At 50.8% G+C, this 11,994-nt stretch carries 17 protein-coding genes; 7 read left to right on the forward strand and 10 right to left on the reverse strand.

From position 1 onward, the window contains the following. The 3 genes from Q4491_RS19005 to Q4491_RS19015 all read right to left on the reverse strand — a co-directional run. Positions 1 to 218 (reverse strand): hypothetical protein (locus tag Q4491_RS19005; protein ID WP_303459906.1); only part of this gene is annotated, 218 nt, incomplete at its 3' end. A gap of 31 nt (positions 219 to 249) precedes the next feature. Next, positions 250 to 540 (reverse strand): hypothetical protein, encoded by a 291-nt coding sequence (locus Q4491_RS19010; protein ID WP_303459909.1) that lies wholly within the window; start codon positions 538 to 540, stop codon positions 250 to 252. 276 nt (positions 541 to 816) lie between these two features. Beyond that, positions 817 to 2,217, reverse strand: coding sequence for a methyl-accepting chemotaxis protein (locus Q4491_RS19015; protein WP_192016513.1), 1,401 nt, complete (start codon positions 2,215 to 2,217; stop codon positions 817 to 819). A gap of 85 nt (positions 2,218 to 2,302) precedes the next feature. On the opposite strand from Q4491_RS19015, the gene yccX reads away from it, so the two are divergent. After that, positions 2,303 to 2,575 (forward strand): acylphosphatase, encoded by a 273-nt coding sequence (yccX, locus tag Q4491_RS19020; RefSeq protein WP_192016514.1) that lies wholly within the window; start codon positions 2,303 to 2,305, stop codon positions 2,573 to 2,575. Positions 2,576 to 2,603: 28 nt separating this feature from the next. Here the strand turns inward: yccX and Q4491_RS19025 are convergent, their stop codons facing one another. The 7 genes from Q4491_RS19025 to flgA form a co-directional block, all read right to left on the reverse strand. After that, positions 2,604 to 2,933, reverse strand: a complete 330-nt coding sequence (locus Q4491_RS19025; RefSeq protein ID WP_218384800.1) for a TusE/DsrC/DsvC family sulfur relay protein — start codon at positions 2,931 to 2,933, stop codon at positions 2,604 to 2,606. Positions 2,934 to 3,095: 162 nt separating this feature from the next. Beyond that, positions 3,096 to 3,758 (reverse strand): Bax inhibitor-1/YccA family protein, encoded by a 663-nt coding sequence (locus Q4491_RS19030; protein WP_192016516.1) that lies wholly within the window; start codon positions 3,756 to 3,758, stop codon positions 3,096 to 3,098. Between the two features lie 216 nt (positions 3,759 to 3,974). Continuing rightward, positions 3,975 to 5,171, reverse strand: coding sequence for an amino acid ABC transporter substrate-binding protein (locus Q4491_RS19035; RefSeq protein ID WP_237794490.1), 1,197 nt, complete (start codon positions 5,169 to 5,171; stop codon positions 3,975 to 3,977). Between the two features lie 113 nt (positions 5,172 to 5,284). Next, the gene (locus Q4491_RS19040) at positions 5,285 to 6,058 is read right to left on the reverse strand and encodes a lytic transglycosylase domain-containing protein (protein ID WP_303459915.1); all 774 of its coding nucleotides are present in this window, start codon (positions 6,056 to 6,058) and stop codon (positions 5,285 to 5,287) included. Position 6,059: 1 nt separating this feature from the next. Then, complete coding sequence (gene flgN, locus Q4491_RS19045) at positions 6,060 to 6,491, reverse strand: flagellar export chaperone FlgN (RefSeq protein WP_303459918.1); 432 nt, start codon at positions 6,489 to 6,491, stop codon at positions 6,060 to 6,062. Between the two features lie 8 nt (positions 6,492 to 6,499). Further along, positions 6,500 to 6,781 carry a flagellar biosynthesis anti-sigma factor FlgM gene (flgM, locus tag Q4491_RS19050; RefSeq protein WP_192016519.1) on the reverse strand — a complete coding sequence of 94 codons (282 nt, stop codon included), beginning with the start codon at positions 6,779 to 6,781 and terminating at the stop codon, positions 6,500 to 6,502. An 80-nt stretch (positions 6,782 to 6,861) separates the two neighbouring features. Further along, entirely contained in the window at positions 6,862 to 7,551 is a 690-nt protein-coding gene (flgA, locus tag Q4491_RS19055) for a flagellar basal body P-ring formation chaperone FlgA (RefSeq protein ID WP_303459922.1), read from the reverse strand. Between the two features lie 187 nt (positions 7,552 to 7,738). Here flgA and flgB point away from each other — a divergent pair, with 187 nt between their 5' ends. From flgB to flgG, 6 genes are read left to right on the forward strand one after another with little or no spacing between them, the layout of a single operon-like run. Continuing rightward, the gene (flgB, locus tag Q4491_RS19060; protein WP_027252394.1) at positions 7,739 to 8,098 is read left to right on the forward strand and encodes a flagellar basal body rod protein FlgB; all 360 of its coding nucleotides are present in this window, start codon (positions 7,739 to 7,741) and stop codon (positions 8,096 to 8,098) included. Between the two features lie 5 nt (positions 8,099 to 8,103). Further along, positions 8,104 to 8,541: a flagellar basal body rod protein FlgC gene (gene flgC / locus Q4491_RS19065; RefSeq protein ID WP_192016521.1), complete on the forward strand. Its 438-nt coding sequence runs from the start codon at positions 8,104 to 8,106 to the stop codon at positions 8,539 to 8,541. Beyond that, positions 8,538 to 9,215, forward strand: a complete 678-nt coding sequence (gene flgD, locus Q4491_RS19070; protein WP_192016522.1) for a flagellar hook assembly protein FlgD — start codon at positions 8,538 to 8,540, stop codon at positions 9,213 to 9,215. The genes flgC and flgD overlap by 4 nt, the downstream gene beginning before the upstream one ends. Positions 9,216 to 9,241: 26 nt before the next feature. Continuing rightward, positions 9,242 to 10,429 carry a flagellar hook protein FlgE gene (gene flgE / locus Q4491_RS19075; RefSeq protein WP_303459932.1) on the forward strand — a complete coding sequence of 396 codons (1,188 nt, stop codon included), beginning with the start codon at positions 9,242 to 9,244 and terminating at the stop codon, positions 10,427 to 10,429. Positions 10,430 to 10,439: 10 nt separating this feature from the next. After that, complete coding sequence (gene flgF / locus Q4491_RS19080; protein ID WP_192016524.1) at positions 10,440 to 11,171, forward strand: flagellar basal-body rod protein FlgF; 732 nt, start codon at positions 10,440 to 10,442, stop codon at positions 11,169 to 11,171. Between the two features lie 17 nt (positions 11,172 to 11,188). Beyond that, positions 11,189 to 11,974 (forward strand): flagellar basal-body rod protein FlgG, encoded by a 786-nt coding sequence (gene flgG, locus Q4491_RS19085; RefSeq protein WP_218384790.1) that lies wholly within the window; start codon positions 11,189 to 11,191, stop codon positions 11,972 to 11,974. The last annotated feature ends 20 nt before the right edge of the window (positions 11,975 to 11,994 follow it).

Raw genomic sequence — 11,994 nt, forward strand, 5'->3', positions numbered from 1 at the left:
TCGTATTTATCAGCCATGATGTGTCTCCCCCCGTTTTTAGGAAGTGTAGGAAAAGACACAAAACTTTGAACACTACCATTGGTGCTGAGAAGAAAAGCGTTGCTGACTGAGCAAAATGAGCAATCAGCTAGGCTGGTCAGTTGCGTTAACCGCTGTTTAAGCTCTTTTGCTTTCGCCACACAATTTTGATAACGAATAACTAATATTCTTATACTCAATCCGAGCCTGAACTGAAGTTAACCGACAAAACTAAGACATTATCGCTTTGCTTCTAAAAAGAGCTTTTTTGCAAGAAAGGCAAATATGCTTGTAACGAGGATCTTCATGCACAGTTAGCGGCTGAAAGATAACATTATCAGAACTACAGCTGTAACATTTTGCATTTTCTGGGTCATCCGTTTTGCAGTCTGGATGCTTTGATAAATACTCTGCAAGTGTAGGCAGCTTTCGCCAATCTTCATCTTGCGGCTTTGAGTATAAAACAAAGTAGTAAAATGCTGCCGCGCCAACTAATACAAGTATCGAAACACCAAAATCCATTTCATCTCCCACATTGCGACAAATATTTTAATAGCCAAGATTATAATGAGAATCACCTTAAATACGAGCCAGCAAATATGACAATATGTAGTGTTTCAACACACCTCACGATTTGCCATTGGAAAATCCAACGAAAGCTCTTGAGTTGGGAGTGATGAGTTTTATCTACGCCAGCGCGAAGTAGGGCATTTCATCGAGGTCGCCACGTAACCCTCTCCTAGCCTCCCCCTTGAAGAAGGGGGAGGAACTAAGAAGCAATGTCGGGGCAGCCCTGGATCAGGCTTTCACGCCATTCATCAGCATTTCCAGTTGCTGCGCCTGTTGATTCAAGCGCTCTATATCACTGGCCGTGTGGGCAATGACTTGCTTGACCTGGCGCGATTGTTCCCGCACCTGCTCAACGCTGCTGGCAATTCCGTCTGCGACCGAACCTTGTTGCTCCGCGGCAGCCGCAATTTCCGTACTGCGATCTGAGATATGCTGATTTCGCTCCGATATCTGGGTGATTTGCTGGTCAACCGAGCCCATCAGAGTTTCACTCTCACCGGCGTTGGTGACTGTGCTCTGCATTACGGCCATCAGGGTCTGACTGTTTTTTTGCAGCGATTCAATCATCTGCTGGATTTCGACGGTCGCGGTTTGTGTCCGGCCCGCCAGCGTGCGCACTTCGTCCGCGACCACGGCAAATCCGCGCCCTTGCTCGCCAGCGCGGGCCGCTTCAATGGCGGCGTTCAATGCCAGCAGGTTGGTTTGCTCTGAAATGGCATTGATGGTGGTGACCACTGCGTCAATTTTTGCGGCATTACTGTCGAGTGCATTAACGGCTTCAGCGGCCTGATGAATTTCGCGAGTCAGCTGATTGATGGCCTGCTTTGTATTGCTGACCTGGATGCGACCCTGTTCAGTCACGTCCTGGGCTTCCTGGGTCTGCGCTGAGGTGTCGTGCGCATGGGTGGCAACTTCACGAATTGAAGAGGCCATCTCTTCTGTGGCACTCGCCAGCGAGTCCAGATGAGCTTGTTGGTCGGCTGAGAGGTTTTCAGTTTGCATCGAGCGCTGACGAAGCTCGCTGCTGATTTGCTGCATCAGTGCGGTGGCTTCCTGTGTGGCCAGCACCAGTTGCTGTTCACGATCAGCCACTTTGTCGATAGTGATGGCAATGGTGCTGAACTCATCCCGGACTTTAAAAAAGTTCAGGCGCTGCGTCAGGTCGCCATCAGCCAGGGTCGACAGTGCTTTGTGCGTAGTGAACATCGCACCACCAATAAAGGTCATGATGTAGTACACCATGGCACAGGCCATGAATACCACAAAGAGACCCAATCCAATCTGAAACCCTGTGAGGTAGTCAAACAAGCCCGATGACTCAGTGGAAATCAGGCTGTAATTCATTCCCGCCACCGATACCGCATCGATCCCACGTCCAATGGTGAGATCTGAACCGCTTAGCAAGCGTGCCGCATCAGCCTGAGAAACGTTGAGTTCGGACAGCAACTTAGCGGAAGCCTGTAATTTTTGAGCGATAAGTGATTGATACTGCTTTTCCCCAGCATCAGCTAAAATTGCACTTACAGTGATCATTCCGATAAGCGGCAATAAGAACAAGAGGTAGAACTTCTCCTGCAGCCTGAGGTGAATGAGATATTTATCAATCCATCGAAATGCAACTTCTTTCATTTTTTCATCCTGAATATAGGGGTGGTGTGGCGTAAGTGAATACTAATATTTTATCTTTTAAATAGGACTAATCTTGAGGTGATATATGTCACAAATTTGCGTCTTGGTCAGAGTCTCTGGCCATGTTCAGGGGGTGGGGTTTCGTTTTCATACAGCGCATGAAGGGTTGAAAATCGGTGTAAGCGGCTATGCGAAGAATTTACCCGACGGCAGCGTCGAAGTATTGGCGTGCGGTAAAGCCGAAAAAGTTGAACAATTGGTAGACTGGCTGGCAAGTGGTCCCCGCACATCTCGGGTGGACAGTGTAAGCCGGGATGATCTTGAATGGCGTGCGATTGACGGATTTGAAATTATTTAGCCGAAGCAACGTTGCCCCGGCCATAGGATCACAAACATTTTGCCGGTTTAGGTAAACCCGCCAGTTTGGTGGCTTGTTTAGCCGGCCCTTTGGGAAAGAGTTTGAACAGGTACTTGGAACTGCCTTTTTCTTCACCGTATTTTTTTGCCATTGCCTTCACCAGCATGCGGATAGCGGGTGAGGTATTGAATTCCAAATAGAATTCACGAACAAAAGTCACTACTTCCCAGTGGGCGTCAGTGAGCTCAACGCCTTCATCTTTCGCCAGTAGGGGCACCATTTCCGGTGTCCAGTCGCTGACATTCTTTAAATATCCCTGGGCGTCGGTGTCGATAACATTTCCGTCAAATTCAAGCATGGTCGGTCTCACAGTTATTAGCCCGGCAAGGATAGTGATATCGCACGTCCTTCGCAAGTGTTCTGCGCACTATTGCCTCTTAACTGAAGACCATTTACCGCATCGCAGAAAAACAAAAAGCGCCCCGTAGGGCGCTTCTGGCATTGTCAGTGATAGACGAGATTAATCGTCGCTGCCCATGATGCCCAGAATTTGCAGCAGGCTCAGGAACAGGTTGTAAATAGACACATACAAAGTCACGGTTGCAGAGATATAGTTTGTCTCACCGCCGCGAACAATCGACTGAGTCGTCAGCAGGATTGCCGCAGAAGAGAAGAGCACAAACATTCCGCTGATCACCAGAGACAGCATTGGCATTTGCAGGAAGATGTTTGCAATTACTGCAACCACAATAGCAATAAAGCCAGCCAGCAGCATGCCGTTCAGGAACGACAGGTCGCGTTTAGTAGTCAGTGCATAAGCAGAACAGGCCATGAAGGTCAGTGCAGTACCACCCAGTGCCGGCATGATCACATGTCCCATACCTGCGCCAATATACATGTTCAGGATTGGGCCAAGGGTGTAACCCATGAAACCAGTGAGCAGGAAGGTAAAGACCAGCCCCAGGCTGCTGTCACGGTTCTTTTCTGTCAGGAACAGCAAACCGTAAAAGCCAACCAGGGTGATGATGATGCCAGGATGTGGCAGGTTCATTGCCATTGAAACACCGGCTACCACGGCTGACCACAGTAAGGTCAGGGATAACAGGAAATAAGTGTTACGCAGAACCTTGTTAGTTGACAGTACGCCTTCGTAGCCATTACTACGGACAATACGATCGTTCATAAATGCTTCCCCTTAGGGTTAGTGTTGAAATCTACTATGCCATATATGGCGGCAACGCCAGCAAGTTTCAATAGTAAGTAATTGAAACTTTGAACCGAAATTGAAAAAATCGTCGAAACTATTGGCTTAAATATACTGGAGACAGTGCCAATACCTATGATCAAAGATGTAACAGTGTGTAAATTTGACGGTTTGGCCTATCTGGTTCAGGCAAGACTAACGTATCGGGGGCGCATAATGCAAACCTCCCTGTGTCCAGAGACTGTTTTGTGCCCGCTGTATATGAAGCGGAGACTGGATGCCGACTGTGCGATCAAAGCTTTCGCCGTAATTACCCACTTGTTTGATAATTTGGTAAGCCCAGTCAGGCTTAAGACCCAGGCTTTTCCCCTGTGGGCCGTCTAAGCCAAGAAACCGGCGTATTTCAGGAATATTGCTGCTTTTCATCTCATCAATATTTTGCGAGCTGATCCCCAGCTCCTCGGCATTGATCATGGCATTCAGTGTCCATTTCACTATGTTGTACCATTGGTCGTCTCCCTGACGAACCACAGGTCCCAGCGGTTCTTTGGAAATGATATCCGGTAAAATAATCGCGTCTTCGGCATTTTTCAGATTCAGCCTTAAGCCGTAAAGGCCGGACTGATCCGCGGTCAGCACATCGCAGCGGCCTTCTTCAAAGCCCATGATGGTTTCCTGCGCAGTATCGAAGGGAACCAGAGTGTACATCAGATTATTGAGCTTGAAATAGTCCTCGAGGTTCAGCTCGGTGGTGGTACCAGACTGAACGCAAATGGTGGCGCCGGACAAATCTGCCGCTCTGTTGGCATTGAGGGATTTTTTCACCATAAAGCCCTGGCCATCGAAATACAGGATACCGGCAAAATGCAGTTCAAGCGCCGTGTCGCGCTGCAAGGTCCAGGTGGTATTGCGTGACAGTATGTCTATTTCGCCTTTCTGCAGTGCCGCAAAGCGCTCTCGGGCATTGAGAGGGATAAATTTGACTTTGCTTTTATCACCCAGTGCTGCGGCGGCGACAGCCTGGCAGAACTCTACATCCAGGCCATACCATTCGCCTTTCTGATTGGGTATGGAGAATCCGGGCAACCCGGTACTGACCCCGCATTCGAGATAACCTTTTTCTGTTATACGTTGTAAGGTCGGGGAAAAGCTGATTTTTTTGCTCAGCCGGCCCCTGAGTGTATTGACTTCTTTTTCAAGCTCTTCAACACGTTGCGAATCCTGACTCAGGAGGCTTTGTACCGGCTGTTCTTCCAGCTGCTGTTCGAGCATCTCGACTTTGTTTTCCAGCGCTTTGACTAACGCTTTGTCTTGTGCGTTATCGCGATCGCACCCTGAGATCATCAGCAGGCATAGGGCTCCCAGCAGACAAGCCTGAATCGTGTCCGTCATAACGTGTCCTTCTGCTTCATCGGCCTGTCGGTGAGAACCGACAGGTAATGCTAATTAATAGAAATATCAATCTTCAGTATAGGAACCGTTCACGGATGTGCGAGTATCAATATTTATAAAGGGATCAGTGGTTTGACAGGCGACATATTAATGACCTCCCGTTTAGCAAACAGATCAGTCAGTATCCGGGTTTCCATATCGGTGGGCGGGCGGCTGACGGTCAGCCTCAGAAGAGGGTCTTTTGAGCTTGCCTGTCGGGTCAGTGCGTCCAGATCCACAACCGAAAGCAGCGCATGAAATTTGTGCACATAGTCGCGGGTTTCCTTCGGTAACGAGAGCGCCGTGAACCGGCGGCTGTTGGCTTTTTTTATGGCCCGGCCGACCCTGCCTTCACCGGCATTGTAGGCGGCCAGTGTCAGCGCAAGGTCCTGATCGAACTTGTTGTACAGAAATGACAGGTAAGCGACGGCGGCCTGAGTGCTCTTTTTAACATCAAAGCGTTCGTCGTTATCTGCCTGTACCTGTAATCCGAACCGCTCGGCGGTGGCCGGTATCAGCTGCCACAGGCCGGCTGCATTGGCTGACGAGACCGCATCCACTCTGAACGTGGATTCAATCATGGGCAGTAACGCCAGGTTGGCCGGGAGCTGTTTACTACGCAGTACCTGCTCAATATTTAGCAGTGTTTCTTTATTGCGCAGCAGGTGTCGCTGAATCAGCTGGCGGTGGGGCAGTAACTTGTCGACCTGAGCCTGTAACGCATCGGCACTGAGAGAAAAAGACGAAGAAGCCGGGTTGGCCAATGCAAAACCCGGCAGGATGATCAGTGTGAACCAACAACAGAAACCGGCCCAAAAGCAGGAGCCGGTTTTGCGGGCAATCGTCATATCAGCTCTGCATCAACGCCGTGCCATAGGCAGGTTCGCCTTTAATCTGCATCAGCAACTCACCGTAAGAGGCGGACAGATTGCCGTTTACCTGATTGGCTTTCTGGCAGGACTGGATGTGATTCTCCAGTTGCTGCCAGCTCTGGCGAACCTGAGCATTCAGGGGTGACGGCAGTTTTTTCATCAGTATTGTCATACCTTGCTTATCGGCAGACAGCCCGAGCTGTTGTAATAACTGCCTGCGCTGCGAGGCGCTGTGCTGAAGCTGAGCAAGCAAATGTTCCTGCTTTTTTACCAGTTCGGATAACGTCGTACCGTTAAACTGCAGATAACTGGCTTGCTGCCTTAACAGCAGTTGTCCGAGTTGCTGGTAAGCCTGAAGGTCGTGGCGGATCCCTTGAATCAGTGCTTTCACTATCTGCTGCTTGCTCATGTCTGGCCTCATTCGTGTCCGGTGTGGAATTCCAGAATCGCGCTGGACAGGGTATCAATGTCGAGTTTGAGATCGCCTTTTGCCAGTGCCTGCTTTACCGCATTCACTTTTTCCATATCGATGTCTGGTAAGTCGGCCAGTTTTTCCTGCGCCTGTGAAATGATCTGGTTGCTGACGCTGATCACTGGCTCCAGGCCTTTTGCCTTACCTGCGGTTTCCACTTGTGCCGGGCTGGACGGACGCTGTGTTGACGACGCCACTTGAGAATTAATTACTTTGTCAATTTTCATGAATTTATCCTGCTCGCTTTTTCTACCGCTTGAATTTAAGTATCTGCTAAAGAGGAAAAGCGACCGCTTCCGGGCGGAAATTAAAAAATAGTTTCAACTTTTCCACGCTCAACCACTAAAGCCTGAATGACCTTTCCTGAACTGATATTGCGGACAGAAACTTGTTCACCTTTAACACCACTTTGTAAAGCTTCTCCTTTCATGCTGGCCTCCAGGCCATTTTTGCTGGCCACTATAACGACAGCGTCACCTTCCTCGACCAGCCACAGTGGCTGGAGCTGCAGTGGGTTGATGATCTGGCCGCTGCGGATTCGTCTCAGGGTTCGCTGGCCAATGAGCTGCTCGGGACGGGTCGCAAACGCTTCATTGCGGCTCAGAGTCAGGGTCTGAGGTTTGAGCATGGTTGCCGACAGCTTGGTATCCCGCCTGATGTGTGTGGTTGAGACGATAACCGGTAACCGGATACTGACCTGCGCCGTAATGTTCAGTTTCCATGGCTGAGGGCCGGACTGGCATTCGAGCTGACGGCGCAAATAGCCCACCGGCAGGCTCTGCTGATCGGCTGCGCTGATGTACAGCGCAGTGTCACAGGCCGGTAGGTGATCCACGGAAGCCGGCACACTAATACTGATCTCAGTGTGATAGTCCGGCCATTGTTGCCTTGACGCATAGCTGGCGATTTCCTGCTCTATCTGAGCCTGAGTCCAGGCCACCAGTTCAGACTCATCCTGTTTGTTGCCGCTGTCAGCCAGGACAGCAGAAGGGATCATTAATGCCGTTGCCCACAGCGCGAGAATGTGGCCGGATTTCCTGTTTCCTGATTTCCGCTTATGTGTGAAAGAGCGGAAGTTCCGCTTCCTTTCCTCTTTGTAACCTATTGAAAAATAATACATAAAATATTGGCATGTTTCTTGTTAGTAGTCATGGTGCAAGCGTGACCGATTTAAAGGAAAAACAATGGCGATCAGTTTTGAAAATGCGCTGGGTGTCCATCCTGATGCGCTTAATTTCAGGGTACAGCGCAGCAAAGTATTGGCAAGCAACTTAGCAAATGTCGATACCCCTGGATATCTCGCCAGAGACCTGGCGTTTGAAAGCGTGATGAAAAACACAAGCTCACGAGTGGACACACCCCCACCGCAATTGGATGTGAGCGCGAAATACCGGGTGCCGTACCAGAACAGCAAAACCGGTAATACCGTTGAGCTGGGCGTGGAACAAGCCAAGTTTGCCCAGAACAACATGGATTTTCAAACCAGTCTGACCTTTATGAACATGAAGTTCAGCGGACTGGCCAAAGCAATTGAGGGTCGTTAAACACTATGGCTTTTACGGACATCTACTCAATCGCTGGTTCTGCAATGACGGCGCAAACCGTCCGTCTGAATACGGTAGCCAGTAACCTGGCTAATGCCGATGCAGTAGCCAGCAATCCTAATGATGCTTACAAAGCGCTGAAACCTGTGTTTGCTACTGTGTACAGCCAGACACAATTAACTGCCGACAAAGATGTGTACCCGAATGCGGAAGTGCGCATTGTCGATGTGGTTCAGCATGAGAGCAAAGTGGACAAGCGTTTCGAACCGAATAACCCGCTGGCGAATGATGAAGGCTATGTCTTCTATCCGGGTATCGACGTTGTGGCGGAAATGGCAGACATGATGTCCGCCACCCGCAGTTACGAGACCAATGTCGAAGTGCTGGCCAATGTGAAAAGTATGCAGCAGGGCCTGCTGCGTCTGGGGGAGGGTAGCCGATGAGCTTAGCACAATACACCGCCTTGTCCGGGGATAGCCCGGCAACCACAAGCGGCAATAACGGTGTTCAGGCAAACCGTACCAGTGATAACAGCGCCGATGCCCTGCAGAACGAGTTCCTGACCCTGATGGTGGCTCAGATCCAGAATCAGGATCCGCTCAACCCGCTCGACGGCACAGAATACGTCGGTCAGCTGGCGCAGTTCTCTCAGGTTCAGAGCACCGAGAATATGTCCAAGATGATGCAGAACAGCATGGTCTTGATGGACAACATGCAGGTACTGGCAACAGCGGGTTTAGTCGGTCAGACCGTGTATGTCAGCACCAATGAAATGACACTGGGTGAAGGCACGCAGAGCGGCAAGATTGAACTGGCGCACGCGTCTAATCAGGTCAACCTGCTGCTGGAAGATGACTATGGCCGTGTGACCAAAGTACCGCTGGGCGCGCACGGTGCCGGGGATGTGGATTTCACCATTGACCCGGAAGCGCTGGAACTGCCGGAAGGTAACTACACAGTGTCAGTGGAAGTCCAATCCGGCCAGACAGAGCCCAAGGTGCTGCTGGCTGGTCAGGTTGAACAAGTACGTGTTCCAAGTAACGGGGGCTCAGCCCTGGTCAATGTTGCCGGTGTCGGCAGCATTCCTTTCTACCAGATTAGCCAGTTCGGCAGCTGATTTTCATACAAGATAACGAGGATATTATGAGTTTTGATATCGCGCTGAGTGGCCTGGGAGCCACCAATACACAGCTCAATACCATCAGTAACAACATTGCAAACGTGTCGACCACGGGTTTTAAAGAATCACGTACTGAGTTCTCTTCTGTTTACAACGGTATTCAGGCCGGTGGTGTGGAAGTGGCTGCTATCTCTCAGAACTTTGATAAAAATGGCTCAGTGAGCGGCACGGGTCGTTCACTGGATCTGGCTATTGGTGGTAACGGCTTTTTCGTCACTAAAGATACCAGTGGTCAGGTTGTTTATACCCGCTCTGGCGTGTTCAACACAGATAAAGACAACAACATTATCAGTAACACTGGCATGAAGCTGCAAGGTTATACCGTTGACGGTAATAACAATCTGCAATCGGGCGCTGTGGGTGATCTGCAAATTAAAACAGCGTCGCTGGCTGCCAAAGCCACTGATCGTGTGGATTTCGTTGCTAACTTCGATTCTCGCGTGAACACGCCTGCGGTTGCGCCGTTCAATATGGGCGACCACGATACGTATAACTCTTCTTACACCACCAAGGTGTACGACTCGCTGGGTAATCCGCACACCATGACCCAGTATTTCGTGAAAACCGGTGCTAACGCCTGGGACATTCATGTTTCTGTTGACGGTGCTGCACCGGGTGCACCTCAGGCGGCGACATTTAATACTGACGGTACGCTGGCCACACCGGCGGCACCTTTCAATATTGCCTTTAACCCTGCCGGTGCAGACCCAATGAGTGTGGACATCGACCTGTTGGGTACTACACAGTTCGGCGCCGATTTCGGCACCAGCACCAACAACCCGAACGGTTATTCATCCGGTGAACTGACAGGCGTGCGCGTTGAAGATAACGGCATGGTATACGCCACTTACACCAATGGTCAGTCGCTGCTGCAGGGACAGGTCATGCTGGCCGATTTTGCTAACCCGCAAGCCTTGGTCAAAGTCAGCAACACTGGCTGGCAGCAAAGCTTTGGATCGGGTGCACCGATTACCGGGCAGCCTGGCAGCGGTATCCTGGGCAGCCTGTCGCCGGGGGCACTGGAAGGCTCTAACGTGGATCTGACCAGCGAACTGGTCAACCTGATGACAGCACAGCGTAACTATCAGGCGAACGCCAAAACCATCTCGACCACAGAGCAGCTGACCCAAGCGCTGTTCAACGCAATTTAAGGGTGAGTTGATGGATAGCCTGTTATACACAGCAACCAGTGGAGCAAGTCGGGTACTGAGCGCACAGCAGGTGCGCTCGAACAACCTGTCGAATGCCGATACCACAGGTTTTCGTGCCGACATGGAAAGAGCAAAGAGTTATGCCATTCAGGGACGTGGTTTTGACGGCAGCACTATGGTGGTAACGAACTCGGCCTCGACCCGTTTTGATGCTGGTGACATGGTGAAAACCGGTCGCAAGCTGGATATCGCCATTAATGGTGATGGTTTTCTGACAGTACAAAGCCCGGATGGCGGCGAGTCTTACACCCGTGCCGGTAACCTGAAAATTGATCAGCAGGGCAACCTGACAGTCAACGGTTTCCCTGTAATGGCAGAAGGCGAACCTATCGTTATTCCGCCTAACCAGAGCATTGAAATCAGTGAAACCGGCATGGTGACTGTCATTCCGCCGGGTGGTGGTGCGGAACTGGAAGTCGGTCAGCTAAAACTGGTTAACCCGAATATTGCCGATGTTCAGAAAATGAATGATGGCTTGCTTCAAGCCCGTGACGGTAATGATTTCGCTGCGGATGCCACAGTGCGTCTGGCACCTGAACACCTGGAAGGCAGTAACGTTTCCGCGATTGAAGAACTGGTCAGCGTCATGTCGCTGACGCGTAATTTCGAAATGCAGGTGCGGATGATGAAAACCGCAGAAAAACTCGCTCAGGCTGGTAACCGTCTGCTGCGTAACGGCTAATAAAAAGGAGAGATCACATGCATTCTGCATTATGGGTCAGCAAAACGGGTATGGCGGCGCAAGACACCAAGATGACCGCCATCTCGAACAACCTGGCAAACGTTAACACAGTAGGTTTTAAACGCGACCGCGTTGTTTTTGAAGACCTCTTCTACACCATTCAGCGTCAGCCGGGTGCGCCGGTCGATCAGGTTAATGAACTGCCGACAGGTGTGCAGTTGGGTAGCGGTGTGCGTGTTGTCGGCACACAGAAAGTCTTTACCCAGGGTAACACGCAAAACACCAGCCAGGACTTGGATATGGCCATCATGGGTGGTGGCTTCTTCCAGATTGAAAACTCTGACGGTGAAGTCATGTACAGCCGCAACGGCCAGTTTCATGTCAACTCGGAAGGGCTGATTGTCAATACTCAGGGTCTGCCGCTGATTCCTCAAATTGAGATCCCGAATGCGGCCACCCGAATCAGTATCGGTGTAGACGGCACAGTCGCGGCGCAGGTTGCCGGTGATCCGCAGCCGCAGGAACTGGGTCAGATCACTCTGGCGCAATTCGCAAACCCGGCCGGTCTGGAAGCGCTGGGCGGCAACCTGTATCGCGAGACAGAAGCCAGCGGCCAGCCGGATGAACTGGTACCGGGTCTGGACGGGGCGGGCAGCATCAAACAAGGTGCGCTGGAAGGCTCTAACGTGCAGGTGGTGGAAGAGATGGTCGATATGATCACCACGCAACGTGCGTACGAAATGAACGCCAAAGTCGTCTCAGCTGCGGATGACATGCTGAAGTTTGTCGCGCAGTCAGTTTAATGCTTACACCGAAAGGAAAT

This window comes from Photobacterium sp. 2_MG-2023 (genome assembly GCF_030547675.1).
GTDB classification, from domain to species: domain Bacteria; phylum Pseudomonadota; class Gammaproteobacteria; order Enterobacterales; family Vibrionaceae; genus Photobacterium; species Photobacterium arenosum.